Source organism: Nitrospirillum guanabarense, from assembly GCF_034653355.1.
In the GTDB taxonomy this organism is placed as follows: domain Bacteria; phylum Pseudomonadota; class Alphaproteobacteria; order Azospirillales; family Azospirillaceae; genus Nitrospirillum.
The window spans coordinates 205476-223582 of sequence record NZ_JAYEER010000002.1 but is presented as its reverse complement, the minus strand read 5'-3'; the positions used below and the strand labels follow the sequence as shown (position 1 = coordinate 223582).

Genomic DNA, 18107 nt, shown 5'->3' with positions numbered 1-18107 from the left:
GACCCTGAGGCGGATCAGGCGCCTGGGGAGGGGCCGGCGCCATAGCGTAGGCCATCCAGCAGCAGATCAACCATGCGCCGCCCATGCTCCGGCCCCAGCTCCTGCGACGGGGCGGCCAGCACGGCGACGGCCCGCAGAAGGTCGGTGGCGGCGAAGCCGGCGCGCACCACGCCCGCCGCTGCCGCCGCGTCCAGCAGGGACTGCAGCGCCGGTACCAGGCGCTTCTGGAAATAGCTGGGCAGGACCTCATACGCGGGGTCGCCGGAATGCAGGGCGGCGGCGAGCCCGCGCTTGGCGGCGATGAAATCCAGATAGCGCCGCATCCAGCGCGCCAGCGCCTCCCCCGGTTCATGGGCCGCCGCCAGCGTGCGCGCGGCCTCGGCGCAGGCGTCCACCTCCTGCCGGAAGACGGCGATGATCAGGTCCGACCGCTGGGGGAAGTGGCGGTAGACGGTGCCAATGCCCACGCCGGCCTTCTCCGCGATCTCCCGCACCGGGGCGTCCACCCCGGAAGCCGCGAACACCGCCATGGCCGCCCGCAGCAAGGCGTCCAGATTGCGTTGCGCGTCGGCCCGCACCCGTCGCTTGCCTTCCTCTTCCGGACGGATTCCTGCCGTCTTGCCGCTCACCATATCCTCGCTTGAAAAACGGAACAACGTTCCGTATATGTGATCGGAACATTGTTCCGTTTACCCATATAGCATCCATCCACGGAAGAGAGAAGGAGAGGGCGATGCAGTATCGCACCCTGGGCCGCACGGGCATGAAGGTCAGCCCCTATTGCCTGGGCGCCATGATGTTCGGCGCCATAGCCAACCCCGACCATGACGAGGGCATCCGCATCATCCACAAGGCGCTGGACGCCGGGATCAACTTCATCGACACGGCCGATTTCTACAGCCGCGGCGAGTCCGAAGAGATCGTGGGCAAGGCGCTGAAGGGCCGGCGCGACCGGGTGGTGCTGACCACCAAGGCCCACTTGCCCATGGGCGAGGATCCCAACCAGCAAGGCAATTCCCGCCGCTGGATCACCCGCGCGCTGGAGGATTCGCTGCGCCGGCTGGGGACGGACCACGTCGACCTCTACCTCATCCACCGGCCGGCACCGGATACCGATATCGAGGAGACGCTGTCCGTCCTGACCGACCTGATGCGCGCGGGCAAGGTGCGGGCCATCGGCACCTCCACCTTCCCGGCGTCCGACATCGTGGAGGCGCAGTGGGTGGCGGAGCGGCGGGGCCTGGCCCGTTTCCGCGCCGAACAGCCGCCCTATTCCATCCTGAACCGCGGCATCGAGCGTGAGGTGCTGCCGGTGTGCGAACGCTACGGCATGGGCGCCATGGTGTGGAGCCCGCTCGCCATGGGCATGCTGACCGGCCGCTACCGCAAGGGCCAGGCCATGCCCGACAGCCTGCGCGTCCGATATTTCCCCAAGCAGATGTCGGACGAGCGCCGGCTGGACGCGGTGGAACAACTGATCGGCGTGGCGAACGATGCCGGCGTGTCGCTGACCCACCTGGCCATGGCCTTCGCCATCGCCCATCGGGGCGTGACCGCCGCCATCCTGGGTCCGCGCACCTTGGCGCAGTTCGATGACCTGCTGGCCGGGGCCGAGGTGTCGCTGTCGGACGAGATCCTGGACCGCATCGACGCCATCGTGCCGCCGGGCACCGACCTGGGCGCGCTGGAGGCGAATTACGACCCGCCGGCCATCCAGAAGGCGGACCTGCGCCGCCGCCCGGCCGCCGAGCGCCCCGCCGCGTGAGCGGCCGGTTCACCGGTTGGATAGCACGCCCGCCGGTTCACCAGCTGGATAGCACGCCCGCCGGTTCACCAGCTGGATAGCACGCCCGCCGGTTCACCGGCTGGATAGCACGCCCGCCGGTTCACCGGCTGGATAGCACGCCCGCCGGTTCACCGGCTGGATAGCACGAACGTGTTGCCGTCCGGGTCCTGGAAGCGGGCGTAGCTGCCCCAGGGCTGCTTCTCGATGCCGGAGACGAAGACCACGCCCCGCTCGCTCAGCTTGGCGACGGTGTATTCCAGGTCGTCGCAATGGAAGCTGCCGTTGAAGAAGGTGCCCACCCTGTCTTCCTGGCCCGGCGGGGTGAACAGCACCACGCCGGTCTGGGCGCCGGGGATGGTCAGCTCGATCCAGCGCTGGCTGCCCATGGGCTGATCGGTCGCGACCTTGAAGCCCATCTTCTCCGTCCAGAATTCCAGCGCCCGGTCCTGGTCGGCCGTGGGGACGCCGACGAATTTGAGGTGCCTGATCATGCCCGCTGTCTCCCGGCTTTCTTGGGTTCCCCACGACTATCATGGGCCCTTGAATGTCGGTAGATAAGCAGGCATTGCTATAGCAATGAATGCCAAGATAGAAATCGATCCCTACATCCTGGACACGCTGATGCGTGATCTGGTGGGGCATGACCGCCGGCCATCCGCCTACCTCGTCTATTTGGCGCTGGTGGCGGACGCCGTGAATGGGCGCACCATGCTGAGCCATGCCGAGCTGGCGGAACGCACGGGCCTGTCCAAGCGGGCGGTGCAGGACGCGTTGCGCCACCTGGGCGGTCGCGACCTGGTGACCATCACCCGCGCCCGCCGGACGGAGGCGGCGGTGGTGGAACCCCGCTTCCCCTGGCGCGGCCGCCGCGGCGCCGCCAATTAGGACGGCACCGCGGCGGCCGGCGATGGTCAGAGAGCGGGATGCAGGCCACGCACGGGGCTTACCCCCTCCAGCAATGACGCCAGGTGCAGGATGGTCGATTCCGCCATCCAGCTGGACACCAGCTGTACGCTGATGGGCAGGCCGTCCCGGCTGGTGCCGAAGCGCAAGGACAGACCGGGCAAGCCGGTCACGTTCAGCGGTGACGTGGCGGCCATGACGTTCAGCGCGCTCACCGTCTGGCCGTTGATCGTGACCTCCGTGACCCCGTGCCCATGGGCCGGCAGGGGCAGCACGGGGCATAGCAGGGCGTCATAGCGGCTGAAATAGTCGGCGAAGCCGTCCTTCAATCGCTCTGCCGCCTGTTCCGCCGCGATGAAATCCGCCATGGACGTCTCGGGCGCCGTCAGCATGCCTCGGGCGATGTGGAACAGCTTCTCCTCGGGCTGGCCGGCGGTGGCCTCCACGAAGGCCGGCTTCATCTCCATGATGTGCAGGCGCATGAACACGTCCAAAGCGAAGTCGCGTTCCAGCGCCGGGATGCGCACCGGTTCCACAACGCAGCCGCTGCCATTCAGCGCTTCGGCCGCCGCCTGCACGGTCGCAGCCACATCCGCGTCAATGGGCCCGAAGCCCGGTTCCACCAGCCAGCCCACCCGCAGCGGCCGGGTGGGGGCTGCGCCGATGCCGGTGTCGACGGGGCCCGTGATGCTCGAAAAGGCGTCGGCGCCGTCCGCGCCGGCCAGCAGCGAATAGGCCAGGGCGACATCACGCACGCTACGCGCCATGGGGCCCACATGCCAGAAACGGCGCGGCGCCCGGGGCCAGATGCCCGTCATGGGCACGCGGCCATGGGTGGCCTTGAGGCCGATGATGCCGGTCTGCGCCGCCGGCCCCCGGACGGAGATGGCGAGGTCGGTGCCCAGGCCCAGGGGTGACATACCGGCGGCGATGGCGGCGGACTCACCACCGCTGGACCCGCCGGGGGTTCGGTCCAGGTTCCAGGGGTTGTTGGACCGGCCGGTCAGCAGGTTGTCGGATTCGATCGAGTACGAAAACTCCGGCAGGTTGGTCTTGGCCAGTAGGATGCCCCCGGCGGCCTTCAGCCGGGCCACGCTGACGGCGTCGGTGTCCGGCACGCGGGCTTTGAAAATGGGCGACCCGCGCTGGGTCGCGACGCCGGCGGTGTCGATGGAATCCTTGGCGGTGAAGGGCACGCCGTGCAGCGGGCCCAGCTCCTCACCCTTCAGCACGGCCGCTTCCGCCGCCTTGGCCGCGTCCAGCGCCCCGGCGGCCACGGTGACGATGGCGTTGACCTTGGGGTCCACGGCGGCGATGCGGTCCAGGTGCGCCTGCACCACCTCGACCGGTGAAAGCTCACGGCTGCGGATCAGCTGGGCCAGCGTGGTGGCATCGGAAAACAGGATGTCGGATGTCATGTCGGTATATCCTACCTAACGTTTGGTAGGTGAATGGATAGGGCTTTCCTTTTTGGGCGTCAAGGCCTATCTAACGGTTGTTAGGTTGACGGGGCGAAAGAATGAGCACGAACTCCAAGGAAGCGATCCTGGCCGCGGCCCGGCAGATCGCGCAGGCGCACGGCTATGGCGGCCTGAATTTCCGGGACTTGGCGGCGGCGGTGGGCATCAAGGCGGCCAGCATCTATCACCACTTCCCCAGCAAGGCCGACCTGGCCGCCGCGGTGGCCAGGCGCTATTGGGAGGATACGGCGGTGGAACTGGAGGCCATGGCGGCCCACGCGCCGGATGCCACCGCCGCCCTGCGGCGGTATCCGCAGGCTTTCCGCCGCGCGCTGGAAAACGACAACCGCCTCTGCCTGTGCAGCTTCATGTCCGCCGAGGTTGACGATCTGCCGGACATCGTCAGGGCGGAGGTGCGGGCTTTCGCCGACGTCAACGTCGCCTGGCTGGCCAAGGGGCTGGCGGTCGCCGGCATCGTGGCGCCTGACAAGGCGGAGGCGCGGGCCCGCGCCATCTTCGCCGCCATCTCCGGCGCGCAGCTGATGGCGCGCAGCCGGGCGGACATCACCCTGTACGACACCTTGGTCGACAGCTACCGCGCGGCGGGCCTGCTGCCGGCGTGACCTGTGTTCAGGCTGCGCAACGGGCCGCGCAGGCCGGTCTTGGCCTTGGCCGTCGGGATCGCTGTTGCGGGCGCAGTCGACCCAATAGGGCACCTTCTGTCATGACAGGACAGAGGCCGGCCTCAGTTGTCCGCCGTCTTCATCAGGGCGGCGCGGCTGGGCAGCAGGCGGTCGGTAAAGGGCAGCATGCCGGCACCCACGGCCGGGGCGTCGGCGGCCATGGCGGCGCGCAGCACGGGCGCCATCTGGGGGATGTCCCGCAGCTCGCCCAGGCGATGGTTCAGGGCGGCGGCCAGCTTGTCCACCAGTGGGGCGGGCAGGCGGCCGCCCAGGAAAATGGCGTCGGGGTTGACCAGGCAGTTGGTGGCCACCAATGGGTCGGTCATCAGGTCCGCCGCCAGCTCGATCCACTCCTCCACCACCGCTTCGCCCGGGGTGCCGGCCAGGTGGCACAGCTGGTCAGGCCGGTCCACGGGGCAGCCGGCGGCGGCCAGGCGCTCATACAGGGCGGACAGGGACACGGCCTCCTGCAGGGTGCGGGCGGTGGTGCGGTCCGACCGCACGGGCAGGAAGCCGATCTCTCCGCTGCGGCCCCGCGCGCCGCGGAACTGGCTGCCGTCCACGACGATGCCGCCGCCCAGGCCGCCGCTGATCAGGATGTAGAAGAAGCTGCGGTGGCGCAGGCCGTGGCCGAACTGCAACTCCCCCAGTGCGGCGGCGGTGGCGTCGTTCTCCACGAACACGGGCAGGGGCAGCACGTCGGCGAACAGGCGGGCCACGTCCACGTCGCGCCAGGCTGCGTACGCTTGGGGCCAGCGCGCCAAGGGCACGCGGCCGATATCGTCCGGCATGGCGACGCCGATGCCAATGAAGCGCGACAGGGGCAGGCCCGTGGCCGCCAGGATGGCGGAAATCTCCGTGCGGAAGAACTGGGCCACCACCTCCGGCGGGGCCAGGTCGACCTCGCGCGACGCGCGGGCCCGCACCGTGCCCAGCAGGTCCAGCACCACCAGGGTGATGTGGTCGCGGTCGATGGTGACGCCGATGGAAAAGCAGCCGTCCGGGTTCATCTCCAGCAGGATGGCGGGTTGGCCCCGGCCGCCGTGCTGGCGCCCCGCCTCCACGATCAACCCATCGGCCAGCAGGCGCTTTGTGATGTTGGCGATGGCCGGCAGGGTCAGGCCAGTCAGTTCCACCAGTTCGGCGCGGGTGGTCTGGCCGCCGACGCGGATGGCTTGCAGCGTGACGCGCTGGTTGTGGTCGCTGGCCCGCTCCAGGTTGGTGCCGGACAGGCTGGCGGCGATGGCGTGTAGGGCGTCAACGTGACTGTGGCCGTCGAGCATGGCCTGTTGCCTGTCCTGGTGATGACATCGCTGTCGGATTACACCCCAGTCTGGCTTGTTACAATCGCCAAGTCACAGGAAAAGTCGCATCTGTCTTGGCAAGACAGATGCGCGGCCGGAACGATGGCGACAACCCTCAGGCCGCCGCTTTGGCTGTCCGGTCGGCCCCCACCAGGTCGTGGATGAAGCCCAACTTGGCGATGACGGCCGGCGTCAAGATGAAGGGGTAGACGTCCGCCAGGCCCATGCTGCGGTTGATGGTGTTGACCGCGAAGGCGATGGGCAGCCAGGCCTCCACCATGTCGGCGATGGTGCCGTGGCGATAGGGGTTGAAATCCACATGGGCCGACAGATCACCCGTCCGATCCGTGGCGGGGCGGACCCGCATGCCGAAAGCATGGGCCGTTTCCAGCGTGTCGACGATATGCAGATAGTGCGCCCAGGTCTCGGCGAAGTCCTCCCACGGGTGGCTGGCGGCATAGGCGCTGATATAGGTCTGCTGCCAATCGGCCGGGGCGCCCTGGTCGTAGTGACGCTGCAGGGCCGCGCCGTAATCCTGCCGGTCGTCGCCGAACAGGGCGCGGCAGGCTTCCAGCCGGTTTTCGTCGCGCACCAGCCGGTCCCAATAGTAATGGCCGATCTCATGCCGGAAATGGCCCAGCAGGGTGCGGTAGGGCTCATGCAATTGGGTGCGGCGCGTCTCCCGCTCCGCATCGTCAGCCTCCTTCAAGGCCAATGTTATCAGGCCGTTGTCATGTCCGGTCATGACCGCCCCCTCGGATGCCCCCTGGGGTGGGTCCTCCAGGAAGTCGAAGGCCAGGCCGCCCTCCGGGTCATCCGTCCGGTTGGCCAGGGGAAGGCCCAGCTTGATCAGGGTGTAGAACAGGCGGTGCTTGGCCAGCTCGATCTTGCGCCATTGCGCCAGCGCGGTGGGACAGGACACGTCGGGAATGGTGCGGTTGTGGCGGCAGGCGGCGCACAAGGTTTCCTCCGACCCCGCCGGCAACAGCCAGTTGCACGCATCCAACGCGGCGTTGGCGCAGAACTTGTAGAGCTTTTCGGGTGCGCCCAGGGCGTGCCAAACGTCCCCTGCCGCCTCCACCGCATGCATTTTGTCATCATCGGGCAGATAGCCCAGCCGGTGGCCGCAACGCTCACAGACGCGGTTCTCGAAATACAGCATCTGGCCGCAGGACTGGCAGTTGAACAGCTTCACGCTTGGATCTCCCCCGCTGGTGGCGCGCGCGAACAACCGTGCCTGGGCCCGTCCGGTTCCCGGAACCCGCGCGGCGCCGCCGGCGTTGAGTTGACGTCTCGGCGTAGGGAGGGCGGCGGCCATGGCACCCAGGGCGAACTGGAAGGGGTTCCTGAAGATAGGGGAGGTCAGCTGCCCGGTGGCGCTCTACACCGCCGCCTCCTCATCGGAACGCATCGCCTTCCATACGGTCAACCGGGCCACCGGCCACCGCGTGCACCGGCGGTTCGTGGACAGCGAGACGGGGAGGCCGGTGGATCGCGAGGACCAGGTGAAGGGGTACGAGGTCGCCCGCGGCGACTATGTGGTGCTGGAGCCGGACGAGGTGGCCGCCGTCGTGCCGGAAAGCGACAAGACCTTGTCCGTCCTGGCCTTCATCCCTTGCGCCGACATCGACGACGTCTATTTCGACAAGCCCTATTACCTGGCGCCCAGCGACCGGCACGCGGACGAGGCCTTCGCCCTGATCCGCGAGGGCATGCGCGCCAAGAAGGTGGCGGCGCTGGCGCGGACGGTGCTGTTCCGCCGGGTGCGCACCGTGCTGGTCCGCGCCCACGGCGCCGGCCTGATCGCCACCACCCTGAACTTCGACTATGAAGTGCGATCCGCCGCCCAGGCCTTCGATGAGATCACCGACATTAAGATCGAGGGCGAGATGCTGGACCTGGCCAAGCACATCATCGAGACCAAGAAGGGTGTCTTCAATCCGGCGGACTTTGACGACCGGTACGAGACGGCCTTGGCCGACCTGGTGAAGGCCAAGCTGGAGGGCAAGGCCCTGCCCGCGCGGAAACGGGCGCCGCCGGCCAGGACCACCGACCTCATGGCGGCCTTGCGGGAAAGCGCGGGGCTGGCCGGCAAGCCGTCGGCCAAGAAGGCCGCATCCAACGCCAACCGCGCCAAACCCCGTTCCACCCGGGCGGCGCCCAAGCCGAAGGCGGCCCCCGCCCGACGGAAGGCCAGCTGAGCCATGGCGCTGGAGACCTACCATAAGAAGCGCGACTTCACGGCCACGCCCGAGCCCAGGGGACGCGAGGGTGGTCGCAAGGGCCGCAAGGCGGGCCACAGCTTCGTCATCCAGAAGCATGACGCGACCCGCCTGCACTATGATTTTCGGCTGGAAATGGACGGCGTGCTGAAAAGCTGGGCCGTCACCCGCGGGCCCAGCCTGGTGCCTGGCGAAAAGCGCCTGGCCGTCCATGTCGAGGACCACCCGCTGGACTATGGCGACTTCGAAGGCACCATCCCCAAGGGTGAATACGGCGGCGGCACGGTCATCGTCTGGGACCGGGGTGAGTGGTGGCCCATCGGCGACGCCCATAAGGGCTATGCCAAGGGCCATCTGGATTTCGAGCTGCACGGGGAAAAGCTGGGCGGCCATTGGCACCTGGTGCGCATGCACAAGCGACCCGGGGAAAAGCGCGAGAACTGGCTGCTGATCAAGGGCGAGGACGAGGTCGCGCGCGGCGAGGGTGACCCCGACATCCTGGAGGAGCGGCCGGAATTGGTGAAGACCGGCCGCGTCATCAATGAGGTGGCGGGGGAGGAACCGGGCTGGTCGTCCAAAACGGGCAAGATCGAGAAGAAGGCCGCGCCCAAGGGCGCGGAAACGCCGGCGACGCCCACCCTGAAGGGTGCCAAAGCCGGCCCGCTGCCGGATTTCGTGGAGCCAGCCCTGGCCACGCTGCAGGCCAAGCCCCCGGTGGGTGGGCGCTGGGTGCATGAGATCAAGTTCGACGGCTACCGCCTGCAGGCGCGCGTCGAGGCGGGGCGGGTGAAGCTGCTGACCCGGGGCGGCCTGGACTGGACCAAGAAGTTCGGCAAGGCGGTGCCGGAGGCGCTGGCGGCGCTGCCGGTGGGCAAGGCGCTGATCGATGGCGAACTGGTGGTGGAAAACGCGGCCGGTGCCTCCGACTTTTCCGCCTTGCAGGCCGACCTCAGCGAGGGCCGCAACGACCGCTTCCTGTTCTACGCCTTCGACCTCCTCTATCTGGAGGACCGGGATCTGCGCGGCGTGGGGCTGGAACGGCGCAAGGCGGCCCTGAAGAACCTGCTGGCGGAAGCCGGCGATCCCCTGCGGTACAGCGAGCATTTTGATGAGTCCGGCGGCCTGGTGCTGAACCACGCCTGCCGCCTGAGCCTGGAAGGCATCGTCTCCAAGGTGCGAGACGCCGCCTATCGGCCGGGCCGGGGCAAGGGCTGGATCAAGTCCAAGTGCGGCAACCGGCAGGAATTCGTGGTGGCGGGCTATGTCCCCTCCACCACCGCGCGCCGCGCCATCGGCTCCCTGGTCATGGGGGTCTATGACGAGGGCAAGTTGCGCCACGTCGGTCGCGTCGGCACCGGCTATACCGTTTCGGTGGCGGAAGAATTGTTCCGCCGGCTGGAACGCATGCGGGTGCCGGACAGCCCCTTCGACGACACCCTGACGGCGGAGGAACGGCGCCTGGTGCGCTACGTCCGGCCGGAGTTGGTGGCGGAGGTGGACTTCCGCACCTGGACGGGCGACGGTAACATCCGGCATGCCGCTTTCCGCGGCCTGCGGGAAGACAAGGACCCGAAAGACGTCGTGCGTGAACCAGCCGCCAATGCGCCGGCGGGCACCGCCCGCGCGGTAGGCCGGGCGGAGCCCAAGCCCCTGCTGAAGCTGAGCCACCCCGACCGCCTCTATTGGCCGGACGAGGGGGTGACCAAGGCGGGCCTGGCCGACTATTACGCGGAGGTATGGCGGTCCATCGCGCCCTTCATCGTCGGCCGGCCGCTGGCCCTGCTGCGCTGCCCCAACGGCATCGCCGGTGAAAAATTCTTCCAGAAGCATGCCTGGAAGGGGCTGAGCAAAGCCATCGTCCAGGTGTCCGACCCGACGGAGCCGGTGGAAGGGCCGCTGATCGCGGTCAACGACCTGGATGGCCTGCTGGGCCTGGTGCAGGCGGCGGTGCTGGAAATCCACCCTTGGGGTTCTACCCTCAAGGATTGGGAACGGCCGGACACCATAACCCTGGACCTGGACCCGGGGGAGGGCGTGGCATGGCAGGCCGTCATCGACGCCGCGCGCGAGGTCAAGGACAGGCTGGAGCGGGCGGGCCTGGCGGCCTTCGTCAAGACCACGGGCGGCAAGGGCCTGCATGTGGTGGCGCCGCTGAAGCCCAAGGCCGACTGGACGGCCGTGAAGGCCTTCACCAAGGGCATCGCCGACGCCATGGCCGCCGACAGCCCGGACCCGCTTCGTGGCCACCATCACCAAGGCCAAGCGCACCGGCAAGATCCTGGTCGATTATCTGCGCAACCAGCGGGGCGCCACGGCGGTCGCGGCGTATTCCACCCGCGCGCGGCCCGGTGCTGCCGTCTCCATGCCCCTGGCGTGGGAGGAACTGAGCCCGGCCATCGGCCCGGCCTATTTCACGGTCATGACGGCGCCCACGCGGCTGGCGGCCCTGTCGGCCGACCCCTGGGCGGATTTCCGGGCGGCTGCCCGGCCCCTGGAAGAGGTGAAAAGGCCGGCGCGGAAGCGGGTCGGTTAGGGGCGGCGGTCAAGGGGCTGGCGCCGCGCCTGGTTTCAGGCAGAATGCGCCTCCCAATAGCCCAGGAGGTCCCGTCGTGCGCCTGATCGGAATGCCGGATTCACCCTATGTCCGCCGTGTCGGGATCTCGCTGGTGGTCATGGGCCTGCCCTTCGAGCATGAGCGCGTGTCCGTCTTCCGCCACTATGACACCTTCGCCGCCATCAACCCGGTGGTGAAGGCGCCGACCCTGGTGCTGGACGACGGCACGGTGCTGATGGACAGCACCCTGATCCTGGACGCGCTGGAGCGTCTGGTGCCGGCGGACAAGCACCTCATGCCCGCCGACCTGGCCGCCTTCATCCGCGCCCAGCGCCTCATCGGCCTGGCGCTGGTGGCGTGCGAGAAGACCGTGCAGGTGGTCTATGAGTTGGAGCTGCGCCCCGAGGACAAGCAGCATCAACCCTGGCTGGAGCGGGTGCGCGCCCAAGCCATCACCGCCTTCGACCTGCTGGAGCGCGAGGTGGGGGACGGTGGCGCCTGGATGGGTGGCGACCGTCCCAACCAGGCCGACATCACCACCGCCGTCGCCTGGTATTTCGCCCAGAACATGGCCCCGGGCCTGATCGACCCGGCCAAGCATCCCGGCTTGGTCCGCCTGTCCGACCGGGCCGAGGCGCTGCCCGAATTCCAGGCCGTGCCGTACGCCTGAGCGGGCGTGTCTATCGTCGCTTGGGCGCGCCCTTGCCCTCGGCGGCCAGGCTTTTCTTCAGCGCGTCCATGATGTTGATGACGTTGCTGGGCGTGTCGGCCTCTGGCGCCTTGGCCTTGGCGGGGCGCTTGCGGCCCTTCTTCTTGGCGGCGATCAGGTCCAGCAAGCGGTCCTGCACGGGGTCGCCCACCAGCGAAGGGTCCCATGGCCGCGTGCGCTCCTCGATCAGGGTCTTCACCAGGGACATGAGCTTGGGCTCGGGCTTCTCCTCCCGGATGCCGCCGAAATAGGCGTCCGCGTCGCGCACCTCATCGCCGTAGCGCAGGGTCCAGACGATGATGCCCTTGCCTTGCGGCTCCAGCATCACGGCCCGCTCCCGCCGGTACATCACCAGGCGGGAGATGCCGACCCTGCCGGTGGCGGCCATGGCCTCCCGGATGACGGAGAACGCCTCCTCCCCAACGGGATCGCTGGGCGTCAGGTAGTGGGGGGTGTCGTACCAAATCCACTCGATGCTATCGCGGGGCACGAACATCTCGATGTCGATGGTGCGGGTGCTTTCCAACGCCACCGCGTCCAGTTCGTCATCCTCCAGGATCAGGTAATCGTCCTCGCCCCGGGGATAGCCCTTGGCCTCATCGTCCTCGTCCACAGGCTTGCCGGTGACGGCGTCGACATAATGGCTGACCACCCGGTTGCCGGTATCACGGTTCAGAGTGTGGAAGCGGACCTTCTCGTTCTCCGACGTGGCCGGCGTCATGGCCACCTGGCAGGTGACCAGGGACAGTTTGAGATAGCCCTTCCAGAATGAACGCGGCGCCATCCGGCGATCTCCTGTGGCGTTAGACCCAAGGAAACCGCCGGATGGGACGCCGGGTTCCTTTACTCCGCCAGCGTCGGCACGGCCGTCCCCACCTCCGCCTCACGGGGCACGGCGAAGCGGCGATAGAGGGCCGGCAGGACGACCAGGGTCAGCGCGGTGGCGCTGATCAGGCCGCCAATGACGACGGTGGCCAGCGGCCGCTGCACCTCCGCCCCCGGGCCCGTGGCCAGGGCCATGGGCACGAAACCCAGCGAGGCCACCAGCGCCGTCATCAGCACCGGCCGCAGGCGGGTCAGCGCCCCGTTGCGGATGGCGGCCAGGGGATCGTCGCCGTCGGCGATGGCCTGGCGGATGAAGGACACCATGACCAGGCCGTTCAGCACGGCGATGCCGGACAGGGCGATGAAGCCCACCGCGGCGGAGATGGAGAAGGGCATGCCGCGCAGCCACAGGGCCGCGATGCCGCCGGTCAGGGCCAGCGGCACGCCGCTGAACACCAGCCCGGCATCGCGGGCCGAGCCCAGGGCGCCATAGAGCAGCAGGAAGATGGCGGCGAAGCAGGCCGGCACCACCACCGCCAGCCGGTCGCGCGCCGCCGCCAAATTCTCGAACTGCCCGCCCCACGTCACCCAGTAGCCGGGCGGCAGGGACACCGTGGTCAGCCGCGCCTGCGCCTCCGCCACGAAGGACCCGATGTCCCGGCCGCGCACATTGGCCTGGATGACGATGCGCCGCTTGCCGTCCTCCCGCCCGATCTGGTTGGGTCCTTCCGCCAAGGTGAAGCTGGCGACGGAGCCCAGCGGTACGAAGCGCGGGCCCCCCTTGCCTTGGTCGGGCAAGGGCACCGGCAGGGCGCGCAAAGTATCCAGGTCGTTGCGCAAGGGGTCGGCCAACCGCACCGTGACGTCGAAGCGGCGGTCGCCCTCGAAGACCTGCCCGGCGGCCCGCCCCCCCACGGCCATGGCCACGACGTCCTGCACGTCCTGGGCACTGAGGCCGAAGCGGGCCGCGGTCTGGCGATCGACGCGGATGTCCAGGGTGGGCAGGCCCGCCGCCTGGTCCACTCGCACGTCGGCCGCGCCGGTGATGCCCTGCAGCACGCCGGCGATGCGGTTGGCCGAGGCCTGCAGGGCCTCGAAGTCGTCGCCGTACAGTTTCACCGCCACATCACTGCGCACGCCGGAGATCAGCTCGTTGAAGCGCATCTGGATGGGCTGGGTGAACTCATAGGCGTTGCCGGGCAATTGGCCCAGCGCCGCCTCGACACGGGCCACCAGCGCGGTCTTGGGCAAGGCCGGGTCCGGCCATTGCGCACGCGGCTTCAGGATGATGAAGGTGTCTGACGCGTTGGGCGGCATGGGGTCCGCCGCCATTTCCGCCGTGCCCGTCTTGGAGAAGACGAAGGCCACCTCGGGCATCGCGCCGACCGCCCGCTCCACCTCCCTCTGCATGGCGGTGGATTGGGACAGCGAGGTGCTGGGGATGCGCACCGCCTGCACGGCGATGTCCTGCTCATCCAGCGTGGGGATGAATTCCTGCCCCATGCGGGTGAACAGGCCCACGCTGGCCAGGAACAGGCAGGCGGCGCCGAAGATCCAGGGCGATGGTGCCGCCAAGGCCCTTTCCAGGATGGGCGCGTACCAGCCCTTGGCCTGCGCCACCACACGGTTTTCCTTCTCACTGACCAGCCCGGTGATGACCAGGGCGATCAGCGCCGGCACCAGGGTCAGGGACAGGACGAAGGCGGCCACGAGGGCGGTGATGACCGTCAGGGCCATGGGCTGGAACATCTTGCCCTCCACCCCGGTGAAGGTCAGCAGCGGCACATAGACCAGGATGATGATGGCCTGGCCGTAGACGGACGGGCGGATCATCTCCGTCGAGGCGGCCACCACCTCCGCCAGCCGTTCCGGTGTCGCCAGGGGGCGGCCCAGGGCCTGCTGGCGGTGGCCCAGGCGGCGCAGGCAGTTCTCCGCGATGATGACGGCGCCGTCGACGATCAGGCCGAAGTCCAGCGCACCCAGGCTCATCAGGTTGGCGCTGATGCCGGCCTGCACCATGCCCGTGGCCGTCAGCAGCATGGTCACGGGAATGATGGCGGCGGTGATCAGGGCGGCGCGGATATTGCCCAGTAGGGCGAACAGCACCACGATCACCAGCAGGGCGCCCTCCGCCAGGTTCTTGCCCACGGTGTGGATGGTGGCGTCCACCAGCTTGGTGCGGTTCAGCACCACCTCCGCCTTGATGTCGGGGGAAGGGTGCGGGCCACGTCGGCCAGCTTGGCCGTCACGGCCGCGGCCGCCGTGCGGCTGTTGCCCCCCACCCGCATCAGGGCGGTGCCTACCACCACCTCCCGGCCATTCTCGCTGGCGCTGCCGTTGCGCAGTTCATGACCCAGGGTCACGGCGGCCACGTCGCGCAGCAGGACGGGGGTGCCGTCACGGGTCGCGATGGGCACGGCGGCGATGTCCTCCGTATCGCGCAGGCGGCCATCGGCCCGTACCACGTAGGCCTCCCCCCGCCGTTCCAGGTAGCCCGCGCCGGCGCTGGTGTTGTTGCGCTCCAGCGCTTGTGCGACATCCGTCAGGGTCAGGCCCCGGGCGGCCAGCCGCTGCGGATCCGGCGCCACCTGGTACTGCTTCACGTATCCGCCGATGGCGTCCACCCCGGCGATGCCGGGCACGCCCTTCACCTGCGGCCGGATGATCCAATCCTGCACCGTGCGCAAATAGGTCGCCCGTTGCGCCTCCGTGGTCAGCACCTGGCCCTCCGGCGTGCGGTAGCTGCCGTCGGCCTGCCAGCCGGCGGCGCCCGGCGTGACCTTGGCGGGGTCGAAGGGGGCCAGGGACACGGTCCACATGGCGACCTCGCCCAGGCCCGTGGACAGCGCCCCCATGTGGGGCTCCGCCCCCTCGGGCAAGGCGGCCTTCGCCTCACCCAGGCGTTCACCGACCTGCTGGCGGGCGAAGTAGATGTCCACGTTCTCGGCGAACAGGGCGGTGACCTGGGAGAAGCCGTTGCGCGACAGCGAGCGGGTGCCCTCCAACTCCGGGATGCCGGCCAGCGCCGTCTCGATGGGGAAGGTCACCTGCTTCTCCACCTCCACGGGCGACAGGGCCGGGGCGGTGGTGTTTATCTGCACCTGCTTGCTGGTGATGTCGGGCACGGCGTCGATGGGCAAGCGCAGGGCCGTCCAGCCGCCCACGGCCATCGCCAGCAGGGCCAGCGCCACCATCATCCAGCGGTGGCGCACGGACAGGGTGAGGATGTGCTCAAGCATGGATAGGCTCCTCACTCATCATGGCCGGCGTCGCCCTTGCCTGCCTCCGCCTTCAGGATGAAGGCGTTGCCGGCGGTGACGCTGTCGCCGGGCTGAAGGCCGGCCAGCACTTCCACGCGGGTGCCATCGCCCCGGCCCAGGGTGACAGGGCGCCGCTCATAGCCGCCGGGGACGGGCACGAACACCTGGGTCCGGCCCTCCAGCGTCACCACCGCGTCCTCCGGCACCAGCAGGGCGGCCTCCTGCGCGTCCGCGGCCAGCGTGCCGGTGGCGAAGTCGCCGGGCCGCCAGGATCCGTCCGGGTTTTCCAGGGTCGCCACCACGGGGGCGGCGCCGGTGGCCGGATCCAGCACGGGACCGACATGGGTGACGCGGGCGGTGGCCGTGCGGCCGTCCGCGCCGCTGACACCCAGTTCCTTGCCCACCGCCACGAAGGGCAGGTCGCGGGCATAGACGGGGAAGGTCAGGGACAGGCTGGCCAGGTCGGCCACGACATAGGCGTCGGCGTCGGCCGCCAGGCGGTCGCCTCGGGTGGCGCCCCGGGCGATGACGTGCCCGGCGATGGGGCTGCGCAGGTCCAGCCGCTGCAGATTGGCACTCTTGGACCTCACGCTGGTTTCATCCAGCCCCAAGGCTTGCAGGCTGTGGCGGGCACGGCCGGTGCGGATGCCGGCTTCCGCCGCCGCCGCCTTGGCCTGGAGGTAATCCCGCTCGGGCGAGATGCGCTGCCGCCACAGCGCCTCCTCCCGCGCCGCCGTGGTGCGGGCCAGCTCCTCGTTTTCCCGTGCCGCCAGGTACTCGGCGCGGGCGTCCGCGACCTCCGTGCTGTCGATCAGGGCCAGCACTTCGCCGGCCGCGACGGCGTCGCCCAGCTTCTTGCGCGCCTCCGCCACCACACCGGCGATGCGGGGGGCGATATGGACGATGTGGTCCTGGTCGGCCGTCACCGTGGCGGTGACGCGCACTTGACGGACCAGGCGGCCGGGGCCGGCAATGGCGGTGGTGATGCCGGCGGCTTTGGCTTGCTCCGCCGTCAGGCGCACCAGTCCGTCATCATGCGCTTCATGGGCGGCGGGCTCTTGGCCTTTGGGCGCCTCGCCGGTGGCGATCCAGACGGCCAGCCCGCCCAGGGCCAGCGCACCGGCACCCAGGCGCGACAGGGTCTGCGTGGAGATACGGGTCATGGCTGGGCCTCCTCGGCGCCGGTCAGCCGGTCCAGGTCGGCACGGCTCTGGTGATAGTCCTGATAGGCGGCGACCAGGGTCAGGCGGGTGGCCAGCAGGGTACGCTGGGCGTCCAGCACATCCAGGTAGGGGAATTTGCCCTGGCGGTAGCCTTCACGGGTCGCGGCGGCGGCCTGTTCCGCCCCGGGGACGACCTGTCCGGCCAGTGTCTCGGCCTCGGTCCGGGCCACCGCCACGCGATCGCGGGCGATGGCCAGGGCGGTGTCCTGGTCGCGGGTGGCGCGGTCCAATTCCATCTCCGCCTCGGTGCTCTCCTGATAGGCACGATGGATGCCGCCCCGGTTGGTGTCGAAGGCCGGGATGGGGATGGTGACGCCCAGCACCAGGGCGGTGTCGCGCCCGTCGTTGAAGCGGCGCACGCCGGCGCCCACGGTCACATCGGGCACGGCCCGCGCCCGCTCCACGGCGATGGCGGCGCGGGTGCGCCCCACCTCCGCCCGCCATCGGGCCACGTCGGGGGTGGTCCCGCCGGCAGCGACGGGCAGGGCGGCGCCCAAGTCGCGCAGGGCGGCCGGATCCAGCGGCGGCACCGGGCCGCCCACCAACAGTTCCAGGCTGCGGCGGGCGGCGGTCTCGTCACGCATGGCGCGGGCCGCCTCGATCTCCGCCTGGCGCAGGTCGGTGGCGGCGCGATCCTCCTGAATGGCGCTGTCGTGGCCGGATCGTACCCGGGCCGCGACCGCGCGGGCGGTTTCCGCCGCCAGGCCGCGCTGTTCCTCCACGATCGCGCGGCGGGCGGTGGCGGCCAACAGGGCGGCATGGGCCACGCGCACATCACGGACCAGGTCCAGGCGCACGATGTCGGCGTCCAGGCGGGCACGGTTCCCGGCCGCCGTGGCCACCGCCTGGCGGCTGCCGCGCTTGCCGCCCAGCTCCACCATCTGGTTCAGGCCTATGGTCGTTTCCATGGCGCGGGTGCCGCGATAGGGGCCGGACCCGGCCAGGTTCTCCGTTTGCAGCGAGACCTGCGGATTGGGCAGCACACCTGCCTGCATTACGTCGCCCTGGGCGGCGGCCGCGCGGGCCTCGGCGGCCTTCAGGCGCGGATTTGTGGCCAGCGCCTGGGCGACCAGGGCGGTGAGGGGGGTGTCGCTTGGGGGTGTGGCCCAGGCGGGCCATAGGGGCGTGGCCAGGCCAACGGCAAGTGCCGTGGCCAGCCCGAAGATCGGGATGCGCAT

14 protein-coding genes and 1 pseudogene are annotated in these 18107 nt (G+C 69.5%); 6 read left to right on the top strand and 9 right to left on the bottom strand.

Features of this window, described 5'->3' with window-relative positions; genetic code table 11:
* Window positions 1-14 precede the first annotated feature (14 nt).
* Window positions 15-629 carry a TetR/AcrR family transcriptional regulator gene (locus tag UAA55_RS07645; protein WP_322952084.1) on the bottom strand — a complete coding sequence of 205 codons (615 nt, stop codon included), beginning with the start codon at window positions 627-629 and terminating at the stop codon, window positions 15-17.
* Between the two features lie 104 nt (window positions 630-733).
* On the opposite strand from UAA55_RS07645, the gene UAA55_RS07640 reads away from it, so the two are divergent.
* A complete protein-coding gene (locus UAA55_RS07640) occupies window positions 734-1765 on the top strand; it encodes an aldo/keto reductase (protein WP_322952083.1) in 1032 nt (343 codons plus the stop codon).
* A gap of 149 nt (window positions 1766-1914) precedes the next feature.
* On the opposite strand, the gene UAA55_RS07635 is transcribed toward UAA55_RS07640, so the two are convergent.
* Window positions 1915-2277 carry a VOC family protein gene (locus UAA55_RS07635; protein WP_322952082.1) on the bottom strand — a complete coding sequence of 121 codons (363 nt, stop codon included), beginning with the start codon at window positions 2275-2277 and terminating at the stop codon, window positions 1915-1917.
* 85 nt (window positions 2278-2362) lie between these two features.
* Here UAA55_RS07635 and UAA55_RS07630 point away from each other — a divergent pair, with 85 nt between their 5' ends.
* Entirely contained in the window at window positions 2363-2671 is a 309-nt protein-coding gene (locus UAA55_RS07630) for a helix-turn-helix domain-containing protein (protein ID WP_322952081.1), read from the top strand.
* Window positions 2672-2697: 26 nt separating this feature from the next.
* On the opposite strand, the gene UAA55_RS07625 is transcribed toward UAA55_RS07630, so the two are convergent.
* The gene (locus UAA55_RS07625) at window positions 2698-4107 is read right to left on the bottom strand and encodes an amidase (protein WP_322952080.1); all 1410 of its coding nucleotides are present in this window, start codon (window positions 4105-4107) and stop codon (window positions 2698-2700) included.
* Window positions 4108-4208: 101 nt separating this feature from the next.
* Here UAA55_RS07625 and UAA55_RS07620 point away from each other — a divergent pair, with 101 nt between their 5' ends.
* Window positions 4209-4772, top strand: coding sequence for a TetR/AcrR family transcriptional regulator (locus UAA55_RS07620; protein WP_322952079.1), 564 nt, complete (start codon window positions 4209-4211; stop codon window positions 4770-4772).
* A gap of 122 nt (window positions 4773-4894) precedes the next feature.
* Here UAA55_RS07620 and UAA55_RS07615 read toward each other — a convergent pair whose 3' ends face one another.
* Together UAA55_RS07615 and UAA55_RS07610 are read right to left on the bottom strand one after the other, a co-directional pair.
* Complete coding sequence (locus UAA55_RS07615) at window positions 4895-6115, bottom strand: ROK family protein (protein ID WP_322952078.1); 1221 nt, start codon at window positions 6113-6115, stop codon at window positions 4895-4897.
* A gap of 136 nt (window positions 6116-6251) precedes the next feature.
* Window positions 6252-7331, bottom strand: coding sequence for a zinc-binding metallopeptidase family protein (locus UAA55_RS07610; protein WP_322952077.1), 1080 nt, complete (start codon window positions 7329-7331; stop codon window positions 6252-6254).
* A gap of 121 nt (window positions 7332-7452) precedes the next feature.
* Between UAA55_RS07610 and ku (UAA55_RS07605) the strand changes: the two genes are divergently transcribed.
* The 3 genes from ku (UAA55_RS07605) to UAA55_RS07590 are packed head-to-tail and all read left to right on the top strand — an operon-like array spanning window position 7453 to window position 11582.
* On the top strand, window positions 7453-8337 hold the full coding sequence (ku, locus tag UAA55_RS07605) for a non-homologous end joining protein Ku (protein WP_322952076.1): 885 nt from the start codon (window positions 7453-7455) through the stop codon (window positions 8335-8337).
* Window positions 8338-8340: 3 nt separating this feature from the next.
* Window positions 8341-10977, top strand: coding sequence for a DNA ligase D (ligD, locus tag UAA55_RS07600; protein ID WP_463667844.1), 2637 nt, complete (start codon window positions 8341-8343; stop codon window positions 10975-10977).
* Window positions 10968-11582: a glutathione S-transferase family protein gene (locus UAA55_RS07590; RefSeq protein ID WP_322952075.1), complete on the top strand. Its 615-nt coding sequence runs from the start codon at window positions 10968-10970 to the stop codon at window positions 11580-11582. The genes ligD and UAA55_RS07590 overlap by 10 nt, the downstream gene beginning before the upstream one ends.
* A 10-nt stretch (window positions 11583-11592) precedes the next feature.
* Here the strand turns inward: UAA55_RS07590 and ku (UAA55_RS07585) are convergent, their stop codons facing one another.
* From ku (UAA55_RS07585) to UAA55_RS07570, 4 genes and pseudogenes are all read right to left on the bottom strand, one after another.
* The gene (gene ku / locus UAA55_RS07585) at window positions 11593-12405 is read right to left on the bottom strand and encodes a non-homologous end joining protein Ku (RefSeq protein ID WP_322952074.1); all 813 of its coding nucleotides are present in this window, start codon (window positions 12403-12405) and stop codon (window positions 11593-11595) included.
* A gap of 59 nt (window positions 12406-12464) precedes the next feature.
* Window positions 12465-15616, bottom strand: a pseudogene (locus UAA55_RS07580) (efflux RND transporter permease subunit).
* Window positions 15617-15696: 80 nt separating this feature from the next.
* Window positions 15697-16869, bottom strand: coding sequence for an efflux RND transporter periplasmic adaptor subunit (locus UAA55_RS07575; RefSeq protein WP_322952073.1), 1173 nt, complete (start codon window positions 16867-16869; stop codon window positions 15697-15699).
* Entirely contained in the window at window positions 16866-18107 is a 1242-nt protein-coding gene (locus tag UAA55_RS07570) for a TolC family protein (RefSeq protein ID WP_322952072.1), read from the bottom strand. Before UAA55_RS07570 ends, UAA55_RS07575 begins: the two co-directional genes overlap by 4 nt.